Annotated in this window: 24 protein-coding genes; 11 read left to right on the top strand and 13 right to left on the bottom strand. The window is 58.3% G+C overall.

The window, feature by feature from the left end:
* The first annotated feature begins 26 nt into the window (after nucleotides 1-26).
* A complete protein-coding gene (locus tag ACXAH3_RS01070; RefSeq protein ID WP_474860214.1) occupies nucleotides 27-251 on the top strand; it encodes a hypothetical protein in 225 nt (74 codons plus the stop codon).
* Between the two features lie 322 nt (nucleotides 252-573).
* Here ACXAH3_RS01070 and ACXAH3_RS01065 read toward each other — a convergent pair whose 3' ends face one another.
* From ACXAH3_RS01065 to ACXAH3_RS01055, 3 genes are read right to left on the bottom strand one after another with little or no spacing between them, the layout of a single operon-like run.
* Nucleotides 574-930, bottom strand: a complete 357-nt coding sequence (locus tag ACXAH3_RS01065; RefSeq protein WP_474861135.1) for a hypothetical protein — start codon at nucleotides 928-930, stop codon at nucleotides 574-576.
* A 14-nt stretch (nucleotides 931-944) separates the two neighbouring features.
* A complete protein-coding gene (locus tag ACXAH3_RS01060) occupies nucleotides 945-1,415 on the bottom strand; it encodes a DUF6497 family protein (RefSeq protein ID WP_474860213.1) in 471 nt (156 codons plus the stop codon).
* Nucleotides 1,416-1,417: 2 nt separating this feature from the next.
* On the bottom strand, nucleotides 1,418-2,950 hold the full coding sequence (locus tag ACXAH3_RS01055; protein WP_474860212.1) for an acyl-CoA carboxylase subunit beta: 1,533 nt from the start codon (nucleotides 2,948-2,950) through the stop codon (nucleotides 1,418-1,420).
* 184 nt (nucleotides 2,951-3,134) lie between these two features.
* Between ACXAH3_RS01055 and ACXAH3_RS01050 the strand changes: the two genes are divergently transcribed.
* The 3 genes from ACXAH3_RS01050 (at nucleotide 3,135) to ACXAH3_RS01040 (ending at nucleotide 6,690) form a co-directional block, all read left to right on the top strand.
* Nucleotides 3,135-4,367 (top strand): multidrug effflux MFS transporter, encoded by a 1,233-nt coding sequence (locus ACXAH3_RS01050; protein ID WP_474860211.1) that lies wholly within the window; start codon nucleotides 3,135-3,137, stop codon nucleotides 4,365-4,367.
* An 89-nt stretch (nucleotides 4,368-4,456) separates the two neighbouring features.
* Nucleotides 4,457-5,860, top strand: a complete 1,404-nt coding sequence (locus ACXAH3_RS01045) for a helix-turn-helix domain-containing protein (RefSeq protein WP_474860210.1) — start codon at nucleotides 4,457-4,459, stop codon at nucleotides 5,858-5,860.
* Complete coding sequence (locus tag ACXAH3_RS01040) at nucleotides 5,857-6,690, top strand: alpha/beta hydrolase (protein WP_474860209.1); 834 nt, start codon at nucleotides 5,857-5,859, stop codon at nucleotides 6,688-6,690. The genes ACXAH3_RS01045 and ACXAH3_RS01040 overlap by 4 nt, the downstream gene beginning before the upstream one ends.
* Nucleotides 6,691-6,738: 48 nt before the next feature.
* On the opposite strand, the gene ACXAH3_RS01035 is transcribed toward ACXAH3_RS01040, so the two are convergent.
* From ACXAH3_RS01035 to betI, 4 genes are all read right to left on the bottom strand, one after another.
* The gene (locus ACXAH3_RS01035) at nucleotides 6,739-6,978 is read right to left on the bottom strand and encodes an HP1242/YdcH family protein (RefSeq protein ID WP_474860208.1); all 240 of its coding nucleotides are present in this window, start codon (nucleotides 6,976-6,978) and stop codon (nucleotides 6,739-6,741) included.
* An 82-nt stretch (nucleotides 6,979-7,060) separates the two neighbouring features.
* The gene (gene betA / locus ACXAH3_RS01030; protein ID WP_474860207.1) at nucleotides 7,061-8,716 is read right to left on the bottom strand and encodes a choline dehydrogenase; all 1,656 of its coding nucleotides are present in this window, start codon (nucleotides 8,714-8,716) and stop codon (nucleotides 7,061-7,063) included.
* Between the two features lie 22 nt (nucleotides 8,717-8,738).
* Nucleotides 8,739-10,247 carry a choline-sulfatase gene (gene betC, locus ACXAH3_RS01025; RefSeq protein WP_474860206.1) on the bottom strand — a complete coding sequence of 503 codons (1,509 nt, stop codon included), beginning with the start codon at nucleotides 10,245-10,247 and terminating at the stop codon, nucleotides 8,739-8,741.
* Nucleotides 10,244-10,825, bottom strand: coding sequence for a choline-binding transcriptional repressor BetI (betI, locus tag ACXAH3_RS01020; RefSeq protein WP_474860205.1), 582 nt, complete (start codon nucleotides 10,823-10,825; stop codon nucleotides 10,244-10,246). The genes betC and betI overlap by 4 nt, the downstream gene beginning before the upstream one ends.
* Nucleotides 10,826-11,010: 185 nt before the next feature.
* Here betI and choX point away from each other — a divergent pair, with 185 nt between their 5' ends.
* The 3 genes from choX (at nucleotide 11,011) to choV (ending at nucleotide 13,877) form a co-directional block, all read left to right on the top strand.
* Nucleotides 11,011-11,943 (top strand): choline ABC transporter substrate-binding protein, encoded by a 933-nt coding sequence (choX, locus tag ACXAH3_RS01015; protein WP_474860204.1) that lies wholly within the window; start codon nucleotides 11,011-11,013, stop codon nucleotides 11,941-11,943.
* 75 nt (nucleotides 11,944-12,018) lie between these two features.
* Nucleotides 12,019-12,855 (top strand): choline ABC transporter permease subunit, encoded by an 837-nt coding sequence (choW, locus tag ACXAH3_RS01010; RefSeq protein ID WP_474860203.1) that lies wholly within the window; start codon nucleotides 12,019-12,021, stop codon nucleotides 12,853-12,855.
* 2 nt (nucleotides 12,856-12,857) lie between these two features.
* Nucleotides 12,858-13,877: a choline ABC transporter ATP-binding protein gene (gene choV / locus ACXAH3_RS01005; RefSeq protein ID WP_474860202.1), complete on the top strand. Its 1,020-nt coding sequence runs from the start codon at nucleotides 12,858-12,860 to the stop codon at nucleotides 13,875-13,877.
* Nucleotides 13,878-13,898: 21 nt separating this feature from the next.
* Here the strand turns inward: choV and ACXAH3_RS01000 are convergent, their stop codons facing one another.
* Nucleotides 13,899-14,366 carry a hypothetical protein gene (locus ACXAH3_RS01000; RefSeq protein ID WP_474860201.1) on the bottom strand — a complete coding sequence of 156 codons (468 nt, stop codon included), beginning with the start codon at nucleotides 14,364-14,366 and terminating at the stop codon, nucleotides 13,899-13,901.
* Nucleotides 14,367-14,473: 107 nt separating this feature from the next.
* Here ACXAH3_RS01000 and ACXAH3_RS00995 point away from each other — a divergent pair, with 107 nt between their 5' ends.
* The 3 genes from ACXAH3_RS00995 (at nucleotide 14,474) to ACXAH3_RS00985 (ending at nucleotide 16,398) form a co-directional block, all read left to right on the top strand.
* Complete coding sequence (locus tag ACXAH3_RS00995) at nucleotides 14,474-15,232, top strand: hydroxypyruvate isomerase family protein (RefSeq protein WP_474860200.1); 759 nt, start codon at nucleotides 14,474-14,476, stop codon at nucleotides 15,230-15,232.
* Between the two features lie 74 nt (nucleotides 15,233-15,306).
* Complete coding sequence (locus ACXAH3_RS00990) at nucleotides 15,307-15,675, top strand: VOC family protein (protein WP_474860199.1); 369 nt, start codon at nucleotides 15,307-15,309, stop codon at nucleotides 15,673-15,675.
* Nucleotides 15,676-15,678: 3 nt separating this feature from the next.
* Nucleotides 15,679-16,398, top strand: a complete 720-nt coding sequence (locus ACXAH3_RS00985; RefSeq protein ID WP_474860198.1) for a helix-turn-helix transcriptional regulator — start codon at nucleotides 15,679-15,681, stop codon at nucleotides 16,396-16,398.
* 66 nt (nucleotides 16,399-16,464) lie between these two features.
* On the opposite strand, the gene ACXAH3_RS00980 is transcribed toward ACXAH3_RS00985, so the two are convergent.
* From ACXAH3_RS00980 to ACXAH3_RS00960, 5 genes are all read right to left on the bottom strand, one after another.
* Nucleotides 16,465-16,821, bottom strand: coding sequence for a hypothetical protein (locus ACXAH3_RS00980; RefSeq protein ID WP_474860197.1), 357 nt, complete (start codon nucleotides 16,819-16,821; stop codon nucleotides 16,465-16,467).
* Between the two features lies 1 nt (nucleotide 16,822).
* On the bottom strand, nucleotides 16,823-19,615 hold the full coding sequence (polA, locus tag ACXAH3_RS00975; protein WP_474860196.1) for a DNA polymerase I: 2,793 nt from the start codon (nucleotides 19,613-19,615) through the stop codon (nucleotides 16,823-16,825).
* Between the two features lie 93 nt (nucleotides 19,616-19,708).
* On the bottom strand, nucleotides 19,709-19,897 hold the full coding sequence (locus ACXAH3_RS00970) for a zinc-finger domain-containing protein (protein ID WP_474860195.1): 189 nt from the start codon (nucleotides 19,895-19,897) through the stop codon (nucleotides 19,709-19,711).
* 69 nt (nucleotides 19,898-19,966) lie between these two features.
* Nucleotides 19,967-20,350 carry a histidine triad nucleotide-binding protein gene (locus ACXAH3_RS00965; RefSeq protein WP_474860194.1) on the bottom strand — a complete coding sequence of 128 codons (384 nt, stop codon included), beginning with the start codon at nucleotides 20,348-20,350 and terminating at the stop codon, nucleotides 19,967-19,969.
* A gap of 12 nt (nucleotides 20,351-20,362) precedes the next feature.
* A complete protein-coding gene (locus tag ACXAH3_RS00960; RefSeq protein ID WP_474860193.1) occupies nucleotides 20,363-21,940 on the bottom strand; it encodes a DUF5928 domain-containing protein in 1,578 nt (525 codons plus the stop codon).
* A gap of 150 nt (nucleotides 21,941-22,090) precedes the next feature.
* Here ACXAH3_RS00960 and ACXAH3_RS00955 point away from each other — a divergent pair, with 150 nt between their 5' ends.
* Nucleotides 22,091-22,909, top strand: a complete 819-nt coding sequence (locus tag ACXAH3_RS00955; RefSeq protein ID WP_474860192.1) for a sulfotransferase family protein — start codon at nucleotides 22,091-22,093, stop codon at nucleotides 22,907-22,909.
* The last annotated feature ends 20 nt before the right edge of the window (nucleotides 22,910-22,929 follow it).

Raw genomic sequence — 22,929 nt, 5'->3', positions numbered from 1 at the left:
TGGTGAAGCCGCCTTTGGCGGACCCAATGGAATTCAGATCAGTTGCAGATACCGACCCCGACATCATCGCACAGCGAACCTGCGCCCGCGCCGATGACCGCACCGGTAAGAAGGTTACCGCTGGCTGCTTTTGCGACGACGGCACCTGTGGCCGCGCCGACACCAGCGCGCTGAAGGTCGTTCCACTGACATCCTGCCAGCGCGACAAGGGCAAGTGCCCCCGCAACGAGTTTTCTGTACTGCATGTGTGACTGCCTCTTTCACAGTGAGTTTTGACAGTCATTCTGCCCCAATAACGGGTATTCCCCAAGAGTTTTTTTCGCGGCCTGCGGAGTGTCGCTTGGCGCAACCCCCTGTCAAAGAACGAAAAAAGGCCCGGTTCAGACGCTAATGCACTGAACCGGGTAGAAGAAGGGGAAGGGTAATGGTTTCGACAAACCATTGCAGAGAACGGGGATGTGTTCCCTGCGTGTTTCACATGTTGGCATGAACCAAAGCAATCGCAAGCCCCTGTCAGACGCACACCGCCTGGCTGAGCCGTTTTTTGCCGGTTGGTATACAATGCGGGCGAAATCATGCCGATTGTTCCTCGAACGCATCCGGGAATGCGGCCCGTGCACGGGCTTCGTCAATCACCAGCATCGCTTCATAATCTTCGGGGTCAAAAGGATCCTGTGCAGGCAGCACCTCGCGCTCAAACAGCCACGACAAGCGTCCAGCATCCAGGTTGCCACGCTCGAACGGTTGATCCCCGAAATATTCCCACAGCGCTTTCATAAAGGCCGTATCCGCACGACGGTCCGCAGGCCTGCGATCCGCATAGCGTTCACGCGCGGCCAACTTCGTCGCCCCCGTCTTGCTGGCCCGGCGAATGGTAAACTGAAAGTCGGTCCCCGTAAGACGCCCGGGAAAGCCCTTGTGCTTCAACATATAAGGCAGTGCCATCAGAACCCATCCCAAACACATTCGCCATTTTCGGGGCGAAACGCTTCAAAAAACTGAGTCGCGTCCATGTCCGAGACGCCGAACTCGACCCAACGATCTGCCAGAACGATCACGATCTGCTCTGGCACGGTTTGCGTGATCTTGGACAGGTGCGGCAGCACATAGTCCTGACAGATCACGGCCATATCTTCTTCCGCTTGCGAGAAAGCGATGCTTCCCGTGTTGCGTGCAATTTCAGGCGCAAGGAACCGCACATGAATGGACGATCCCCCCTGATTGCCGTCCTGCTGATTGACCTCAAGCAGCGTGACGGGCTGGCCCGACGGGACCGTCAGCGACATGCCTTCGGACCAGTCATCTTGTGACGCCGCAAGTGACGTGGGCGCAGACAGCGACAGGGCCAGGGTGGCGGCGTAAACCGCCACCCCAGTCAGGCCGCGAAGGCCCAGATATTCCGCCGTGCGACCCATGATCACAGCGGAATATTATCGTGCTTTTTCCAAGGGTTCTGCAACTTCTTGCCACGCAGCGAGGCAAAGGCACGGCTGATCCGGCGACGCGACGAATGCGGCTGAATAACCTCGTCGATGAATCCACGCTCGGCCGCCACGAACGGGTTGGCAAAGCGGTCTTCATAGTCCTGCGTGCGCTGCGCGATCTTCTCGGGATCGCCCAGTTCCGAACGGTACAGGATCTCGGTCGCGCCCTTGGCACCCATCACAGCGATTTCAGCAGTCGGCCAAGCATAGTTAAAGTCGCCGCGCAGGTGCTTGGACGCCATAACGTCATAGGCACCACCGTATGCTTTACGGGTGATAAGCGTGACTTTCGGAACCGTGGCTTCCCCATAGGCAAACAGCAGTTTCGCACCGTGCTTGATCACGCCGCCATATTCTTGGCTTGTACCCGGCAGGAAGCCAGGCACGTCGACCAGCGTCAGGATCGGAATTTCAAACGCGTCGCAGAAACGGACGAAACGAGCCGCCTTGCGCGAGCTGTCGATGTCCAGACAGCCAGCCAGAACCATCGGCTGGTTGGCCACAACGCCAACGGTCTGCCCTTCCAGGCGGATATAGCCGGTGATGATGTTCTTGGCATAATCTTCCTGAATCTCGAAGAAGTCGCCTTCGTCGGCCAGCTTGGTGATCAGCTCTTTCATGTCATAGGGCGAGTTTGGGTTGTCCGGAACCAACGTGTCCAGACTGTCGTCCACGCGGGCCGGATCATCAAAGAACGGACGCACTGGAGCTTTCTCGCGGTTGTTCAGGGGCAAGAAGTCGACCAGACGGCGGACTTCTGACAGGGCCTCGACGTCATTTTCGAACGCGCCGTCAGCAACCGACGATTTCTTGGTGTGAGTCGAGGCACCGCCAAGCTCCTCAGCTGTCACCACTTCGTTGGTCACGGTTTTCACAACGTCGGGACCGGTCACGAACATGTACGAGCTGTCTTTCACCATGAAGATGAAGTCAGTCATGGCGGGCGAGTACACGGCCCCACCAGCACACGGGCCCATGATCACCGAGATCTGCGGCACCACGCCCGAGGCCATGATGTTACGCTGGAACACTTCAGCGTAACCAGCAAGCGAAGCAACACCTTCTTGAATGCGCGCACCACCTGAATCGTTGATGCCGATCACAGGCGCACCGTTCTGCATCGCCATATCCATGATTTTGCAGATTTTTTCAGCGTGTGTTTCCGACAGCGAGCCACCAAATACAGTAAAGTCCTGCGAGAACACATAGACCAAACGACCGTTAATGGTTCCCCACCCGGTGATGACGCCGTCGCCCGCAGGCTTGTCGGCTTCCATGCCGAACTCGGTGCAACGGTGGGCTTTGAACATGTCGAACTCTTCGAACGAGTCCTCGTCCAACAGCAGCTCGACCCGCTCGCGCGCGGTCAGCTTGCCTTTTTTGTGCTGGCTGTCGATCCGACGCTGACCGCCCCCAAGGCGGGCTTTCTCGCGGCGGCTCTCAAGTTCTTGGAGGATATCTTTCATGTGGCGGCACTCCTTGATTTCGCCGCAAACTAGCCTGACCAAGCAGCAGCGGGAAGCAAAAAGGGGCGAATTTGCAAACTAAATGCAAGTGCGCCAATGCAAATTGCAAATATGCGAACTTTCTAGCAGTATTTGCTTTGTTAAACGACTGGACAGTCCGTTTCGCGAGTAATAGCTCTTACCCATGCAACTCGAACAAGTTAATCCAGCGCGGAATTCCCGCTTTCTGGACCCGTCCACACCGCCAAGCCTGTTTACCCTGACCTTCGTGGCCGCGATGGCTGCGATATCGATGAACGTCTTTCTGCCCTCACTGCCCGGAATGGCGCGGTATTTCCAAGCAGATTACCACCTGATCCAATTGTCGGTCGCACTGTATCTTTTCGTAAACGGCGCACTGCAATTGGTGGTTGGCCCACTGTCAGACAGATACGGGCGGCGCCCCATAATCATGGCGGGCTTTGCAATCTATGTCATCGCCACGTTGGGCTGCATTTACGCGCCGGATGTCTATACCTTCCTGACCTTTCGCATGATGCAGGCCACCGTCGCGGTGGGCATGGTGCTGTCACGCGCGGCCATTCGCGACATGGTTCCCGGTGATCAGGCGGCCTCGATGATCGGCTATGTCACCATGGGCATGTCAGTGGTTCCAATGCTCGCCCCCAGCTTAGGCGGTTGGCTGGATCAGCTTTACGGCTGGAAGGCCAGCTTCTGGCTGCAAAGCCTGACCGGCTTGCTGGCCCTGACGCTTTTGTGGCGGGATATGGGGGAAACGGGCCAACGCCAGTTTTCAGGCTTCTCGGCCCAGTTCCGTGCCTATCCTTCGCTGCTGACGTCGCCCAGATACTGGGGTTATTGCCTGACGGCGACGCTGACCTCGGGCGCGTTCTTCGCCTATCTAGGGGGCGCACCTTATGTGGGCAGTGAAATCTATGGGATGGAGCCCGCACGTCTTGGATATTTCTTTGGCGCGCCCGCGGCAGGATATTTCGTCGGAAACTTCCTGTCCGGACGGTTTGCCGTCCGCGTTGGCATGATCCGTATGATCTTTAGCGGCGCATTGATCACCGCTTTCGGCATGATCGTTGCGATGCTGATCTTCGCACTGGGCGGCGGGTCAGAGTATGTATTCTTTGGCGCGATGATCATGGTTGGGCTGGGCAATGGTCTGACGTTGCCATCAGCAAATGCAGGGATCATGAGCGTCCGCCCGGAACTTGCTGGCAGCGCCATTGGGTTAAGCGGCACCTTGATGATGGTTGGCGGCGCAGGCGTTTCGGCCTTTGCCGGGCTTGCCTTGGGCAACGGCATGTCCCCCATGCCGCTTTTGTGGGTGATGCTGTGCTCAGCCTTGCTGGCTGTTCTGACAATGCTAGGGGTGATCCGGCGCGAACGGAGGCTTGGTGTTTTGTGAAGAGTCCCAAATCTCTTTGACCCGTGCAGTTTGCAAATGCTACGCCATAAAGTGACGATATTTGCAAAGCGAGTGTGAAACGCGACGCCATGGCCACTCAGAAGCTCTATGCCGGTGTAAAACTGCGCGAGATCCGATCCCGCCTGAACCTGACCCAGAAAGCCTTTGCTGAAAAGCTGGGCGTCAGCCTGCCCTATCTGAACCAGATGGAAAACAACAACCGTCCCGTGTCGACGGGCGTGGTGTTGGCCTTGGCGCAGGAATTCGGTTTTGACGTGGCCGAACTGTCCACGGGTGACGCGGAACGGCTGGTGACGGATATGCGCGAGGCTTTCGCGGACCCGGTTTTTTCCGACATTCCCCCGCTTGCTGATTTACGGCTCGCTGCGTCAAATGCGCCCGCGCTGGCCCATGCCCTTCTGGAACTGCATCGCGCTTACAGGCTTGGGCATGAACGGCTGGCCTCGATGGATCAGGACATTGGTGCGGACGACGCGCCAAACCAAGCCAGCCCATGGGACGAAGTGCGCGACTTCTTTCACTATTGCGACAACTACATCGATGCGGTGGATCGCGCGGCCGAGCATTTCGCCCAGACCGGTAAGAAGCGCGGCTTGGGTCAAGCGGCGATGGCAGAAGCGGTGTTGAACGACCGTGGGATCACCCTGACCCACGCCGACGTCGACAAGGTGCGCAGCTATGATGTCGAGGGGCGTGTGCTGACCCTTTCGACCCGCCCTCCCCGCGCCACGCAGGAGTTCCAGCTTCTGATGCAGGTGGCGCTGCTGACACAGGATGCCCTGCTGGAAGCCACGCTGGATTTTGCCCGTTTCCAGACAGAGGAGGCCCGCGCCATCGCCAAGCTGGGTCTTGCAAACTATTTCGCGGGTGCGGCTCTTTTGCCCTATGAGCAGTTTCTTGCCGCCGCGCATGAGACGCGCCACGACCTTGAACGGTTGGCCGACCGCTTTGGTGCCTCGATCGAACAAGTCGCCCACCGCTTGTCCACGCTTCAACGTCCCGGTTCAAAGGGTGTTCCGTTCTTTTTCGTGCGCGTGGATCAAGCCGGCACGATCACCAAACGCCACTCGGCCACGCGGTTGCAATTTGCCCGTTTCGGCGGCGCCTGTCCCTTGTGGAATGTCCACCAATCCTTTGAAACCCCTGGACGTTTTCTGCGCCAGCTGGCCCAGACGCCCGACGGCGTGCGGTACTTCTGCCTTGCCCGAAACGTCACCAAATCTGGCGGCAGCTTTGACGCACCCGTACGCCGATACGCCATCGGGTTGGGATGCGAGGTGAAACACGCAGGCGCATTGGTCTATGCGGATGATCTGGACGTTTCGAACGACGCCGCATTCGAGCCCATCGGCATCTCGTGCCGGATCTGCGAACGGCAATTGTGTCACCAACGCTCGGTTCCTCCCCTTGAACGCAAGCTACAAGTCGACCCATATTCGCGCGGAACGCTTCCTTACGAGATCACACGATGACCAAGTTCTTTCTTCCCGTCCTGCTGGCTTTGACCGTTTTGGTCACCTCGGGGCCGCAACCGGTGCACGCCGAAAGCTTCGCAACCCAGTTCGAACGACGCACCTTTTACCAGTTCAGCGACGAGCGCACGAACCCCAAACGGGCGGACAAACGGCTGAAAGAGGTGATCTATAAAGGGCTGGTGCTGTGGGTCGGGCAGCCGAAACGCAAAAACAAGCCCACAGTTCTGTACCTGCCGGGATCAGGCGGATCCATCCACACGCGCAGCCACAAATACACGTGGTTTATGAACCGAGGTTATGGCGTCGTCGTGATGGCCTATCCGGGGATGAGCGGCAGCAAGGGACTACCCAGCCGTTCGAAGATCCAATCGCTCGCGGATCAACTGTATCGGGACATTCCTAATCTGACCGGCAGCAAGAAAATCATCTTGATGGGCGAAAGCCTTGGCACAGGCGTCGCACTGGCCATTGCGGCAGGCAAGCCCGGGCGCGCGAACCCGCCATCCGCAGTGATTTTGCAAGCGCCCTACACGTCGCTTGTAGATCTGACAGCCTATAAAAACCCGACGCTTCTGCCTTTCGTAATCGGTCGCACCGATCTGTGGCCGTCGAAAAACTTCATCCGCAGTGTCACCGCGCCGACCTTCATCCTGCATGGCGGTAAAGACGAGACGGTGCCGTTCAAGATGGGGCACACACTGTATGACCTGTCGCCAGCAAAGAACAAAGTTCTGGCCGCGCGTCCTCATTCTGACCACACTTCCATTTGGCGGCAGAACGTGCTGACCCCGTTGCGGGAGTGGCTGCAAGCCATCCATGGAAAATAAGAAAGGCCGGGCGATTGCCCGGCCTTTTATCCCTCGTCGCGGCGACATCTACGCAGCCGTCAGCATCCGATAGATTTCGTCCTTCAAGGCGGCACGTTTTTTGCGCATGTCTTCCTCGGCAAACTGGTCGGTGGGTTCGACATTGGTTTCCGCGCGGTGAATGGCTCGGTTCACCTCGTGATATTCATCCGCCAGTTTCGAGAAATGCGCATCCGAAAGTTTCAGATCGCTTTTTTTGTCTGCGTATTCGGGGAATTCCTCGCTCAATTCGTGCGGGGTATGTGACATTCGCGTGCCTCCTTTGCCTAAAGTCAGGGGAAGTTTGCGCCCGGCGAACCTCCCCTGCTTTGACAGGGATCAAATCACACGTTTATCGCTGCGAATTTTGCCAATCCGGGTGGATCCACGGTTCATCATTCGCGGACGGCAAACGGCGGCCCAGAATGTGATCCGACGCCTTTTCCCCTACCATGATCGACGGCCCGTTCAGGTTGCCATTGGTGATGCGCGGAAAAGTCGAGCTGTCGGCGACGCGCAGCCCCTCGACGCCGATCACCCGCAGCTCGGGATCGACCACGGCCATCGGATCGTCGGCCCGCCCAATACGACAGGTGCCACAAGGGTGATAAGCGCTTTCGGCATGTTCGCGGATGAAGCTGTCAATCTCGTCATCCGTTTGCAGCGCGTTGCCCGGCTGGATCTCGAACTTCACGAATGGCTCGAACGCGGGCTGCGAGAAGATCTCGCGCGTCAGGCGGATACAGGTTCGGAAATCTTCCCAGTCCTGTTCGGTCGACATGTAGTTAAAGAAGATACGCGGGGCGTCCTTCGGATCAGCCGATTTCAGCGTGATCTCCCCGCGCGACGGCGAGCGCATCGGGCCGGTATGGGCCTGGAACCCATGGCCTTCTGCTGCCGCCTGCCCGTCATAGCGCACGGCGATTGGCAAGAAGTGATACTGGATGTCAGGATATTCGACGCCTGCTTTCGAGCGGATGAAAGCCGCGCTTTCAAACTGGTTCGATGCCCCCAGCCCCGTCTTGGTGAACAGCCATTGCGCACCCAGAATACCCTTCCAGATAAGGTTCCAGTACCGATACAGCGTGATCGGCTGTTTCGAGGCATACTGCATATAGACCTCAAGGTGATCTTGCAGGTTTTGCCCGACACCGGGGCGATCCGCCACGACATCAATCCCGTGTTCTTTCAGATGCGCCGCCGGACCAATGCCCGACAGCATCAGAAGCTTGGGCGAGTTGATCGAGCTGGCGGCGATGATCACCTCGGCCTCGGCGCGGATCACTTCGATCTTGCCGCCGCGCTCCACTTCGACGCCCACGGCACGGCCGTCTTCAATGACGATCTTACGGGCGAAGGCGCGGATCAGTTCGCAATTTTCACGCTCCAGCGCGGGGCGGATGTAAGCGTTCGCTGCCGACCAGCGCCGCCCTTTCCAGACGGTCTGCTCCATCGGGCCGAAGCCCTCTTGTTTCTGACCGTTATAATCGTCGGTGACTTCGTACCCAGCCTGCTTCCCAGCCTCGACAAAGGCATGGAAAAGCGGGTTTTTGCGCGGGCCGCGGGTCACGTGCAGCGGACCATCTTTGCCGCGCCAATCCGCATCGCCGCCATGTCCACTGTCATGCCAATTTTCTTGCCGCTTGAAGTACGGAAGCACGTCCGCATAGGACCACCCATCGGCCCCTTGCTCGGCCCAATGGTCGAAATCTTTCGCGTGCCCGCGCACGTAAACCATCCCGTTGATGGAACTGGAGCCACCCACAACCTTACCACGCGGCGTCACCAACGTACGGCCCCCAAGATGCGGTTCGGGTTCGGTCTGGAAGCCCCAATCATAGGTCTTCATGTTCATCGGATAACTTAGCGCCGCGGGCATCTGGATGAACGGCCCGGCATCTGTGCCGCCATGTTCGATCACCAGCACCCGCTTGCCTGCTTCCGCCAACCGATACGCCATTGCGCATCCTGCGCTACCAGCACCAACGATGATATATTCTGCTTGCATTGTCTTTCCGTCAGATCAGGGGTTACTCGCCACGGGGGAAGCGCGCGTTTTCTTCAACATTGTCGAGGTTCATGTGGTTGCGCATATAGCGCTCGGATGCTTTGCGAAGGGGCTGATAATCCCACGGGAAATAGGCGCCGTTGCGCAACGCCTCATAGACCACCCAGCGGCGCGCCTGGCTTTCGCGGACTTCGTTGTCATAGGCATCTAGATCCCAGCGCGCCTCGGATTTTGCCCGCAGCGAATTCAGTGTGCCTTGATGCGCCGGATCGTCCGCCAGATTAACCAACTCGTGCGGGTCTGCTTCCAGATCAAACAGCTGATCTGGATCCAGCGCGCAGCGGTTATATTTCCACTTGCCATAACGCAGGGATACGAGCGGCGCATAAGACGCTTCCGCCGCATATTCCATCGCCACGGGGCTTGTGCGTTCTTCGCCACCTGCCAACGGTACAAGGCTTTCGCCATCAACCCACGGCTTCACCTCGTCCAGCGATATCCCTGCCAGATCGGCCAGCGTGGGAGTCACGTCCAGCGTGGACACAGGGGCCTCGATCAACCCCGGCTCTAGTCCCGGAGCGGACACCATCAAGGGAACCCGCGCCGAGCCTTCATAGAAGTTCATTTTGAACCACAACCCACGCTCGCCCAGCATATCGCCATGGTCGGACACGAACATGATGATGGCTTCTTGGCGGGTGCTTTCAAGGATATCCAGCATCTCGCCCACCTTGTCATCTAGATACGAGATATTGGCGAAATACGCTCGGCGGGACTTGCGGATATCGTCTTCGGTAATGTCGAAATTGCGCCAGTCATTTGCGTCGAAAATCCGCTGTGCGTGGGGGTCGTGATCCTCGTAAGCTTTTGCCGGAACTTCGGGCAGCAGGTGCTCGCAATCCTCGTAAAGATCCCAGTATTTGCGGCGGGCGACATAGGGATCATGCGGGTGGGTGAAGCTGACCGTCAGACACCACGGGCGGTCGTCATGGCCGCGCGCGAGATCATAAAGCTTGGCGCAGGCGTTGTACGCGACCTCGTCGTCATACTCCATTTGGTTCGAAATCTCGGCGACCCCAGCACCCGTGACCGATCCCATATTGTGGTACCACCAGTCGATCCGCTCGCCGGGTTTGCGGTAATCCGGGGTCCAGCCGAAATCTGCGGGATAGATATCGGTGGTCAGGCGTTCCTCGAACCCGTGCATCTGGTCTGGTCCGACAAAGTGCATCTTGCCCGATAGCGCGGTCTGATATCCGGCGCGGCGCAGGTGGTGGGCATAGGTCGGGATGTCCGAGGCGAACTCGGCCGCGTTGTCATAGACCTTGGTGCGGCGCGGCAGCAGGCCCGACATGAAACTGGCCCGCCCCGGCGCGCAAAGCGGGCTGGCGGTATAGGCGTTTTGAAACCGCACAGACCGTTCCGCCAGTTTCTTCAGGTTCGGCGCGTGCAGAAACTCGGCCGGGCCATCCGGGAACAGCGTGCCATTCAACTGATCCACCATGATGATCAGAATGTTGGGCGAGGTCATGCGTGGGTCTCCAATATGATATCAAGGCAGGCCAGAACGCGGTAACAGGCGCGTTTGCCGCTTGGTGTTTCTTCGCGAAGGGCGTGGCGGATATAAAGACCGTCGATCATCGCAGCGAGCGTATCTGCAACGTCATGCGCGTCGTCACCCACCAAGGGGCGCAGATCGTGAACGAGGTTGGAATGCAGCCGGTGCTGATAGACGCGCAGCAAACGCCGTGCGCCGTCATTGCTTTGCGACATCACGTAAAAGTTCAGCCATGCGCTGATGACTTCCGGGCGGAAGTTACCCGCTTCGAAATTGGCACGAATGATGGCTTCGACCCGGTCACGTGGGGTCTTGGCACCCAGCACAGCGGCTCGCACCTGCGCGCCATAGACCGACAGAATGTGGCGCATCGCGGCCAGAAAGATCTGATCCTTTCCGCCGAAGTAATGATGCGCCAAGGCGCTGGACACCCCAGCCCGTTTGGCGATTTGCGTAACGGTCACATCAAGACTGCCCGCGCGGCCGATCTCGTGGATCGTGGCCTGCACCAGTGCGCCCTTCCGTATGGGTTCCATCCCCAGCTTTGGCATGTGCCTCTCCGATTTGCAGTAAGGCAGGGTTGCTTTTTTTAATTGACTCGTCAATCAATAAAAAGCACCGTCGGCATCAATGAAGCCGGTTTCACCTTTGCGCAGCCTGCGTTAGGGTCACGCCGAGTGGTCTGCATATGCCGGCCCCGGCCAATAAAACCGCACCAAAAACAGGGAGCGAACACATGAAACTCAAATCCACACTTTCCGCCATCGCATTGTCGGCTGCTGCCACCACCGCCTTTGCGGATGGCCATTGCGACAGCGTGACATTTTCGGATGTTGGCTGGACCGACATTACTGCAACCACCGCAGCCACCACTGTGGTTCTCGAGGCTCTGGGATACGAGACTGACATCAAGGTTCTGTCCGTGCCCGTGACATATACCTCGCTGGCCGAAGGCGACATTGACGTGTTCTTGGGCAACTGGATGCCCACCATGGAAGCCGACATCGCGCCTTATCGCGAAGCTGGCACCGTCGACACCGTGCGCACCAACCTAGAAGGCGCCAAGTACACGCTGGCGGTTAACAAAGCTGCCGCCGATCTGGGCATCAAGGATTTCGCCGACATCGCCGCCCAAGCCGATGCGCTGGAAGGCAAGATCTATGGCATCGAGCCGGGCAATGACGGCAACCGCTTGATCCAGTCGATGATCGACGGAGACGCCTTTGGCCTGAAAGACTTCGAAGTTGCTGAAAGCTCGGAACAGGGCATGCTGGCGCAGGTCGCCCGCGCTGACAAGAAAGACGAACCGATCGTTTTCCTTGGCTGGGAACCTCACCCGATGAACGCCAATTTCGAGATGTCCTATCTGACCGGTGGCGATGATTTCTTCGGCCCGAACTTGGGCGGTGCCGTGGTCGACACCAACACCCGTGCGGGCTACGTCTCGGAATGCGCCAACACCGGCAAACTATTGCAAAACCTCAGCTTCTCGCTGGCGATGGAGAACGAGATCATGGGTGCCATCCTGAATGATGGCCAAGATCCCGCCGACGCAGCCAAGGCATGGCTGGCCGCCAACCCCGACGCCTATATGGCATGGTTGGACGGCGTAACCACCAAAGATGGTGGCGACGCGGTGGCCGCTGTCAAAGCTTCTTTGGGCATGTAATCCAAGCCTGAAACTCTGAAACGCGCGAGGTCATCCCTCGCGCGTTTTGCATTGCCTGCAATTCCTGAGGATCCCATGAACTGGCTGACAGACACCAAAATTCCAGTCGGCAAAACCATCTCGGATGGGTTTGACTGGCTAACCGACGCGTTTGGCCCCTTCTTTGACTTTGTCGACGACGTACTTAGCGACGGGATCGACGGGTTCCTTTGGCTGTTGCAAGCCCCCCCTGCCCTGCTGATCGTGGCGCTTCTGGGCGCCCTGACCTTCTATATTCAGCGCAGCTGGGGCCGTGTGGCGGTCGTCGTCCTTTGCTTCTTGTACGTGCTGAACCAAGGGTATTGGGAGGAAACCACCGAAAGCCTGACCTTGATCGTCTTCTCGGTGATCTTCTGCATGGGTGTGGGCGTACCCATCGGCATCTATGCCGCCCACCGCCCGCGCTTTTTCCAAGCGATCCTGCCGGTTCTGGACATGATGCAAACCATCCCGACTTTCGTTTACCTGATCCCGATGATCGTTCTGTTCGGCATTGGTATGGTACCCGGCCTGGTCGCCACGTTTATCTTCGTCATCCCCGCCCCGATCCGCCTGACCCAACTGGGTGTCAGCCAGGTGCCGACCGCCCTGACCGAAGCCGGACAGGCCTTTGGCGCGACTCGCATGCAAACCCTGTGGAAGATCGAGCTTCCTTCAGCCTTCCCGCAAATCATGACGGGCTTGAACCAAACCATCATGCTGTCGCTGTCGATGGTCGTCATCGCGGCCCTTGTGGGCGCGGATGGTCTGGGTGTGCCAGTGGTGCGGGCATTGAACACCGTAAACGCATCGCTGGGCTTTGAAAGCGGCTTGGTCATCGTGGCCGTCGCCATCGCACTTGACCGCATGCTGCGCGTAGAACGGGAGGCGTGATCATGACCGCTGTAGAATTTGACAACGTCTCGATTGTGTTCGGCGACAAGCCGGAAAGCGCCCTGCCCGGCATGGATGCAGGCAAAGAACGTTCAGAGGTAAAGACCGAAACAGGGCAAGTCCTGGGCGTGCATAATTGCTCGCTTTCCGTGGCCGAGGGCGAGATCCTTGTGCTGATGGGACTGTCAGGGTCCGGAAAATCCACGCTGCTGCGGGGCGTCAATGCACTGAACCCCGTGGTGCGTGGCTGCGTACGAGTGAACGACGGCAACGGCTTGGTCGATGTGACAAATGCCGACGCGGCCACCCTGCGCCGCATCCGCCAGAACCACGTGGCGATGGTGTTCCAACAGTTCGGCCTTTTGCCATGGCGCACTGTACGCGAGAATGTCGGGCTGGGGTTAGAATTGGCGGGCATGGGCAAAGCCGAACACAAGGCCCGCGTGGATGAACAGCTTGAGCTGGTCAACCTCAGCGAATGGGCCAACCGCAAGGTGGGCGAGCTTTCAGGCGGCATGCAACAGCGCGTGGGCCTTGCCCGCGCTTTCGCCACCCAAGCCCCCATTTTGTTGATGGACGAGCCGTTCTCGGCGCTTGACCCGCTGATCCGCGCCCGGTTGCAGGACGAGTTGATCGAGCTTCAGCAGCGCCTGAAACGCACCATCATCTTCGTCAGCCACGATTTGGACGAGGCATTCAAACTGGGCGACCGTATTGCCATCATGGAGGGCGGGCGCATCGTTCAATGCGGCACCCCGCGCGACATTTTCACCAACCCGGTGAACGACTATGTGGCCGACTTCGTGGCCCATATGAACCCGCTGGGCGTGTTGACCGCGCGGGACGTGATGGAGGGCGGAGTGTCCTCTGCATCGGTCAGTGTCGATGTGGCGGATCACGTGGATGTGGTGATGAAAGCGCTGTCCGGTCAGGACGAAATCAGCGTGACTGAAGCAGGTGCACCCATTGGGCGGATCACCGCAGATGCTGTCATGGCCCGCCTTCTGGACCCGCGCAGCTGATCGCACGCGGGGTCAACTGGGTCAGTTGGCCAGACAGTATCGCTTGCCGCCTTTGCCCCCTTCCAGCCCGACCGCCTTGCGTGGGCAATCGTTTTGCGCGATGGCGGGTTGCAGGCGCGCGGCGTCATTCCGCACCAAATAGAACTCGTGCGCATAGCTGAAGGGTCGCACTTGCAGGTCCCAACCCGACAGGGCCCCGCCGACCAAATACGCGTCATCCTTCGGCACCAATAGCCAGTATTCGCGGCCTGTCAGATTGGTGCTGACCAGCTTTGACTTGAACCAAAGCGCGCGGGGTTGGCTGAGCGCGCAGATCTCGGGCCGGGTCACCGCGCGTTTGGTATCTTCGTCGCCCTCAATCGATTGCCATCCGATCAAACGGTCGCAAAAGCTGGCCCCGCCCCGCGCACTGGCATTGCTTTGACTGGACTGACAGGCGTTCAATGCCACGATGGCGATGCAGGCGGAAAGGACGGGAAGAATGCGCATGGAGAACCTCATGAAATCTCTAAAACCCTACAGCACCTTAGCCTTGCGTCAAGCGCACCTATCGGCAAGTTTAAGCCTGCCAACCGCACGACACTGAAAGTCCAACGATGCCCCGCTTTGCCGCCAACCTGTCCCTTCTCTTTACAGAACTTCCTTTTCTGGACCGGTTCGACGCCGCTTCCGAGGCCGGGTTTCAAGCGGTCGAGGTGCTGTTTCCCTACGACGATGCGGCGAAGGAAATTCAGCGGCGGCTGATCGCAAACGGATTACAGATGGTGCTGATCAACACCCCGCCCCCCAGCTGGTCGGGTGCGGATCGGGGTTTTGCCGCAATCCCCGGTGGGCAGGCGCGTTTTCAACAGGATTTCCGACGCGCTTTACGCTTTGCACAAGCATTCAAGACAACGCATTTGCACATCATGGCCGGCGTGGCGGAAGGCGACGAAGCCCGAGCCGCCTTCGTCGAGAACCTGACATGGGCCGCCGCCCACGCGCCCAAACAAAGCCTAACAATCGAACCGATCAACAGAGATGACATGCCCGGCTATTTCCTTGCCGATTACGATCTGGCGGCAGAAATTTTAGCCGAGGTCCCCGCCCCAAATCTGGGCCTGCAATTCGACACCTATCACGCCCATAAAATCACCGGCGATATGCCGGGAACGTGGGAAAAAGTGAGACTATTGACCCGCCATATCCAAGTGGGCGGCATTCCGGATCGGCACGAACCTGTGGCAGGTGTGATCGACTATCCCGCGTGGTTTCGGCAGTTGGACGACGAGGGGTATGGCGGTTGGGTCAGCGGCGAATACCACCCGGCAGGCCACACCGAAGACAGGTTGGATTGGATAAAAGGGTTCGACTGACAGGCTCCTGACACTATGCTGTCAGGAGGGGTGTGCGACAACAGCCTCATCAACTCTGATGAAAGGAAATTGAAATGACCCCTCCTGTAGTTTGCTGGGCCGAGATTCCCGTCACCGACATGGACAAGGCAATCACGTTCTATAACGCTGTCTTCAAATGGACGATGGAAATTGACAATACCGGCCCCAATCCGATGGCTACTCTGGGCGGCACAATGGACACCACAAGCGGCCATCTGTACCCGGGAAAACCTGCCACCGACGGCAATGGCCCAACCGTCCATATCGTTGTGCCCGACAAGCTGGAAAATGCGGCCAAGCGCTGTGGCCATGCGGGTGGCACCGTTTTGTGCGATCCAATAGAAATCCCGCCGGGCCGTTTTGTCTATGCCATCGACCCCGACGGCAACTCGATCGGGCTTTTTGAACCGAAAGCGGCTTGATTCATGCGCCGTGCCGACCGCCTTTTCCAGATTGTTCAGAACCTGCGGGGCGGTCGGCTGACCACGGCGCGTGATTTGGCCGAAACACTCGAGGTCAGCGAGCGCACAATCTATCGCGACATCGCTGACCTTATCGGGTCCGGCGTCCCCATCGAAGGCGAAGCGGGCGTGGGATATGTGATGCGGGCGGGATATGACATGCCGCCTTTGATGTTCACACGGGACGAAATCATGGCCGTGATCGCAGGCACCCATCTGATCGAACGGATGGGGGGTGCAGCGATGGCGGCCTCGGCCCGCGAGGCGCTGGTGAAAATTCGTGCAGTGTTGCCCGAAGCACTGGAAGCGCAGGCCGCGCGGGTCGAGATACACGCCGGCCCCACCCTGCGCCCATCCGAACGCGACCGGCACTTTATTGACCAGATCGAAGCCGCTATTGACGGGCGGTTGCGGCTGGCCATGACCTATGCAGACGAAGGCGGCGCGAAATCCACCCGCACCATCCGGCCCTTGGCCTTGTGGCTCTGGCGCAATGGCTGGACTGTCGTCGGGTGGTGCGAGCTGCGTGAAGACCACCGGATGTTCCGCGTGGACCGGATTGAAGGATTCACGACCGGCGAGCGCTTCCGCGAGGAGCGCGATAAGGGCCTGAACGCACTTTACGACAAGCTGGAGGCGCAAGGGCTGGATCCGCGCGGGGATGGGGATGCGCCGGTTTGCTAGAAAGGGGCGCTGCCCCTCTGCGCTATGCGCATTCACCCCGGGATATCTATGACAAGAAAATGCGGGTTAGAGGCGGCAATGCAGCCCGAAACCTCCGAGGATCTCTTGTCGTGGAAAGCGTTCTTGGCGGCCGTTTTCGAAATCCACGCCGAAGCCTCCATTGGCCCACCACCAGCGGCCTTCACCCCATAAGGAATGGGACGCGTCGCAATCCTTGCTCAGATAGATCTTGTCTATGCCAGTCTCAACGCGGCTGTTTGCGCCCTTTTCGATGAACCATGCGGTTGGGTAGCGCGAGGTTAGGACTGCACCGTGGGCGTTTTGTGTAATCGCATACTGGTGTCCGAAGCTTGAGATATAGTAGTCGGTCGCAGCGGCCGGTGTTGCGACAAGCACAGCTGTGAAAAGGGCGGCAAGGCGCACCTTAATGCGCCTCGGCCCAGTTCATACCGATGCCAGCGTCCACCACCAGCGGCACGTCCAGTTTGATTGCGGGCTCGGCGGCGCCTTCCATAACATCGCGGACGGTTTCGATCACCTCATCCACGGCGTTTTCCTCGACCTCGAAGATCAGTTCGTCGTGGACTTGCAAAAGCATTTTCGCGGGCAGTTTGGCAATCGCATCCGGCATGCGGATCATGGCACGACGGATGATGTCGGCGGCGGTGCCTTGGATGGGCGCGTTGATGGCGGCGCGTTTGGCGAAGCCTGCTTGCGGGCCTTTCGCCCCGATTTCCGGCGTATGGATACGGCGACCAAAGAGGGTCTCGACCCGCTTGTGTTCCTTGGCGAACTCGATCGTGGTGTCCATGTACTTGCGAATGCCCGGGAAGCGTTCGAAATAGCGATCGATGAAGCCCTGCGCCTCGGAACGGGGGATACGCAGGTTGCGGGCCAGACCGAAGCCCGAGATGCCGTAGATGACGCCAAAGTTAATCGCCTTGGCTTGGCGACGGATGTCCGGCGTCATCTCGCCCAGCGGCACGTCGAACATCTCGCTCGCGGTCATGGCGTGGATATCTTGGCCATCACGAAACGCCTGTTTCAAAGCGTCAATCTCGGCCATGTGGGCCAGAATGCGCAGTTCGATCTGGCTGTAGTCGAGGCTGATCAACTTGGTGCCTTCCGGGGCAACGAATGCCTCGCGGATGCGGCGGCCTTCTTCGGTCCGGACCGGGATATTTTGCAGGTTCGGATCACTGGACGCCATGCGGCCCGTATTGGCCCCAGTTTGCAGGTACGACGTGTGCACGCGGCCCGTTTCCGGGTGAATATGGTCCTGCAGGGCGTCGGTATATGTCGACTTCAGCTTTTGCAGCTGTCGATACTCCAGCACGCGCGCTGCGAAGGGGTGTTCGGCGGCCAAGTCTTCCAGCGCATCGGCGGGCGTAGACCATTGGCCGGTTTTGGTTTTCTTGCCGCCGGGCAGCTCCATTTCTCCAAACAGAATTTCGCCCACTTGGGCGGGGGATTGCACGTTGAAGTCACGGCCTGCGATCTCGTGCAACTCGGCCTCGTAGCCCGCCATTTTCTGCGCGAACGCGTTGGACATGCGCGACAGCACTTCGCGGTCGACTTTTATGCCCGTCATCTCCATCTGCGAGAGGACTGGAACGAGCGGACGTTCCAGACGTTCGTAGACTCGGGTCACGTGGTTGCTGTGCAAACGCGGTTTCAGGATCTGCCAAAGGCGAAGGGTGATGTCTGCATCCTCGGCCGCGTATTTCACCGCGTCCTCGATGGGCACACGGTCGAAGGTGATTGCGGATTTGCCCGTGCCCAACAGCGACTTGATCGAGATTGGGCTGTGCGAGAGGTATTCTTCCGACAGCTTGTCCATGCCATGCCCATGCAGGCCCGCATTCTGGGCATAGGACATCAGCATCGTGTCGTCGATGGGGGCGACGTTCACTCCATAGCGCGCCAAGATCTTGGCGTCATATTTCATGTTCTGGCCGATCTTCAGGATCGCCGGATCCTCGAGCATCGGTTTCAGCGCCCCGATCACCTGATCCAGCGGCAATTGCCCCTCGGCCAGATCCGAGCCGCCGAAGAGGTCATCTGCTTGGCTGGTCTTATGGGTCAGCGGAATATAGCAGGCCTCGCCCGCCTCGACGGCCAGTGAAATGCCGACCAGATCGACCAGCATTTCGTTCAGCCCGGTGGTTTCGGTATCGAAGGCCACGTATCCACGGTCATAGGCGCGGTCGATCCACGCACACAGCGCATCCATGTCTTTGACCCACTCGTATTTCTCCGGGTCGATGGCGGGCATTTCGGGCGCTGCGGGGGCGTCGGCCCCTTCCGGCTGCGAAATCTCGGGCGCGTCCATCCCCAGCTTTCCAGCCACGCGATTGGTCAGCGTGCGGAACTCCATTTCGGCAAGGAAGTTCAACAGCGTCTCGGGTTCAGGATCCTTCAGCTCGAGATCCTCAAACGCGACATCCAGATCCATCTGATCGTCAAGCTTCACAAGCTGGCGGCTGACGCGGATCTGGTCGGCTTTCTCGATCAAGGTCTGCCGGCGTTTGGGCTGTTTGATCTCCTCGGCGCGTTCCAGAAGCGTGTCTAGGTCACCGAATTCGTTGATCAAAAGCGCAGCAGTCTTGATGCCAATACCAGGCGCGCCGGGCACGTTGTCCACGCTGTCACCAGCCAGAGCCTGCACATCGACCACGCGGTTGGGGCCGACGCCAAATTTCTCTTCCACGCCTTCGACGCCAATCCGCTTGTTCTTCATCGGGTCGAGCATTTCAACGCCCCCGCCCACAAGCTGCATCAGGTCTTTATCTGAAGACAAAATGGTCACGCGTCCGCCCGCCTCGTCCGCTTGTCGGGCAAGGGTGGCGATGATGTCGTCGGCCTCGAAACCTTCGACCTCGATACAGGCGATGTTGAAGGCGCGTGTGGCATCACGGGTCAGCGGGAATTGCGGGCGCAGATCTTCGGGGGCCGGAGGGCGGTTGGCTTTGTATTCCGGGTAGATGTCGCTGCGGAAGGTTTTGCCGGAATGGTCAAAGATTACAGCCACATGGGTTGGCGCGTCGGCACCAGCGTTATCTTCGACAAACTTGAACAGCATGTTGCAGAACCCGGCCACTGCCCCGATGGGCAGCCCGTCGGATTTGCGCGTCAGCGGAGGCAGAGCGTGATAGGCCCGAAAGATGAAGGCCGAACCGTCGACCAGATGCAGATGACAACCCTTGCCAAAACTCATTGGAATTCCCCCTGAAACGCGTGATCCCATAAAGACGCAAAAGGCCGCGGGGCACCAGCCCGCGGCCCGGATTTAAGTGAAGCCCGGCAGAAATTAGGCGGCTTTGTCGCTGTCTGCGTGATCCTTATGCACGAACTTGCAATCGCAATACGGGCATTCCACCCAGCCCTGTTCGGTTGGGATCTGCAAATAAACGCGCGGATGGCCCAGCGCGCCCTCGCCGCCGTCGCAAGAGACCTTATAGCTGTCCACAATCTTGGTTTCAGGAGCCGGTTGGGTCATGTCAGACACCTCTGTCATTTGTGTTGGTCTATTTACGCCCCGCGCGGGCCGTGCCGCAAGGGCGAACCGTCAATCCGCACGCGATACCATGCGACCGATGGAACGGCCTGCCAGGATATGCACATGCAGGTGCGGAACCTCTTGAACGCCATGCTCGCCCGCGTTGGATATCAGCCGATATCCGTCGCCTGCATTGCCCGGTTCGACCCCCAACAGCGCACAGACCTTGCCCACGGCGCGGGTGAAGCCCACGACTTCTGCATCCGAGCCTTCGGCGGCCAGATGGTCGAAGGTCACATAGGGGCCTTTGGGAATCACCAGCACATGGTGCGGGGCTTGGGGCTGGATGTCGCGGAATGCCAGTGTGTGTTCATCTTCGTAAACCGTATCATTCGGGATCTCACCCCGCAGGATCTTGGCGAAGATATTTTGGTCGTCATAGCTATAGGGCATCGGGGCCTCCGGTCAGTCCTCAAACAGGTGATTGGCGTGGGCGATCTCAAGCGCCTCGTCGGGCGAGATCGACAGGAATTTCGACAGCGCTTCGGCGTTTTCATGCGGCTCGCGCAGCTCGCTAATGCGATAATAGCGTTCAAACCCTGCGTCCCGGATTCGATCGCTTTCGCCCATCACATCCGCGCGGATCGTCGGCAAAAGACGCTCCATCGACTGTGCGGGCGTATTTTCCCCGGCAAGACCCACGCGTATGGCGTGACCAGCCAGATAGTCGTCGGTGAACACACTTTCGATTTCCAAAAGCCGCGTCGTGGACCGGTCCGAGAAGAAATCCTGAAACATCTCCATATTCTTGGGGTCCATGCAGACGACCATGCGATCCGTGTCATAATAGTCAAACAGCATCCGCATCAAAGCGCGTCGGTGACGTGCGCGTTTGCTCATCTGGGTTTGGATTCCGCCCAGATCGGGCATCGGGCAGCTGGCTTCGTCAAACAGGTATTCGAGCGTCTGAATTCCCGTAACCTCTCTAATTTTGTGCACCAAGCGTTTGGCCACATGCCATTTCTTAGCCACCACGATCAACAGCTCGCGCTCGCGGCCCAGACTGGCCTCTGCCTCCCAAAACCGGGGGGCAAAGCGCTGCCCGTTTCGCCCCCTGCTGGTCAGGAACCGAAACAGGCTGCGCCCCTCGTTCGAGATCTGGAACTCGACCCCTTCGGCGGCATAAAGATCGCCCAGTCGCCGCTTCAGCTCAGTCGCTTCCGGGCTGATCTTGCGGGCAAACAAGAAGTTCTGGCTGAGCAGCAAGTCATAGTGATCGTTATAAAATGTCACCGGCATCCCATAGTCGGTAAACATCAAAAAGGTCAGCGTACTGGTGCGGATTTCGTTGTCCGGCACCAGATGGCGCACGATGGTCTGGAAAAACGTTTCGTCAGGAATCCAAGTGGTTCGGAAGAAGCGCATGACGTCAGGGCGTTTGCGACAGAAATCAACCACCCATTCCATGGTTCGGCGGCGCAGACACCACCATTGGCTGCCAATCATCACCTGAATATCGGCTGGAATCTCTCGCTTTAACCCCAGACGTTTTTGCGCGTTGAACAGTGCATAAAACATCTTCTTGTGTTTGCGTTCGTTTAGGAAATGGCGATAGATCAGCCGTTCTTCCTTCATGCCGGTCTTAATCCAGTCGCTTTCGAAGAAATCGAAGCTCTCGATATAGTCTACGTCCTCGCCATCAAGCAGGGCATGTGCATATTCCGCCGATTTGATCGCCATGCAATCGCCCGACAGCATGTAGAAATGGGTGGCGCGGGGAAAGGCCTCTAACGCGGCCTCGACCGCATTCAACGTCGCCTGCACCAAGGACCACTCGCCCCATCCGCATTTGATGCGTTTCTTGGCGAATGTGACGTTGTGATTGTCCTTAAGCGCGTCCCGAATACGTTGGAAATCATTGGGGTTCGCGCGGGCGTCGAAATGGATCGCCATGTAATCGCCCGCCGCGGTTAACTGTCGAGCTTGCGATATGATCGCGTCGGGGTCTTTGTGACACAACAAAATGAAGGCGATTTGGGCCATATAAACGCGCGAGACCTTTGGAATTGACGATATCCTGCCCTAAATAACGTGAACAACTGCTGAAAAAACAGAGATTCTTTACTTTTTTCGTCAATCTGTTCACAAACAACGCAATGGCGCGAACCAAGTAATTAGAAGACGAGGTATTTTATGGGGTTTCCCGGCACATGGATGACGGAAAGCGAAAGCGTAGTCTATCGCGTGGTTCCCAAATGCGCCTGCTCGACCATCGGGCAGATCATGTTCTATTCCGATCATGGCGAGTTCTTTGACGGCGACATTCACGACAGCAAGGACCGGATGCACAAATGGTCTCAGGACTATTCGCAGCCAAAGATCGAAGAGAATGTACGCAACCACCAAAGCTATGCCTTCACGTGTGTGCGCAACCCCTATACCCGGATCCTGTCCAGCTTCTTTGACAAGATTTGTGGTATCCAGCGCAATGGCCGCCGCTATCGCGGCAATCTGGTGCCGCTTCTGATCCAGAAATACGGGATCGAAGTGGGCGACCCCGAGACCGGTTTCGAGTTTGACCAGATCCAGAGCTTCCGCCGTTTCCTTCTGTTCGCCCGTGACACCATTCGCTGGCGCAAGCCGATGGAACCGGACATCCATTGGTCGGCGATGTCGGGACATGTCTCGACCTTCATCGTGAACGGCGGGCGCTACGACAACATTTTTTGGACCGAGAAGTTCAACGACGGAATGCAGTCGGTTCTAGACGCCATCGAGACGCCGCATCCGATCAATCTGGCTGACATCCCTCGCTTCAACGAAAGCGAAGGCCATGGCCCGAAACGCGCCCACCCGGTTGAAGACTATTTCGACGATCTGTCGATGCATCTGGTCTATGAAATCTTCAAGAAGGATTTCGATCTGTTCAAATACGATTTCGAGAATCCGGGCAACAAGATGCCCATCGGTGAGATTGACCTGGACGAGGTACACGCCAAGCTGGGTGACTGATCCGTTCTGACTGCGAAGGA

This window comes from Aliiroseovarius sp. ABM4_368 (assembly GCF_056161205.1).
Note: the sequence above shows the minus strand (reverse complement) of the source record. Positions and strands in the feature narration are given on the sequence as shown.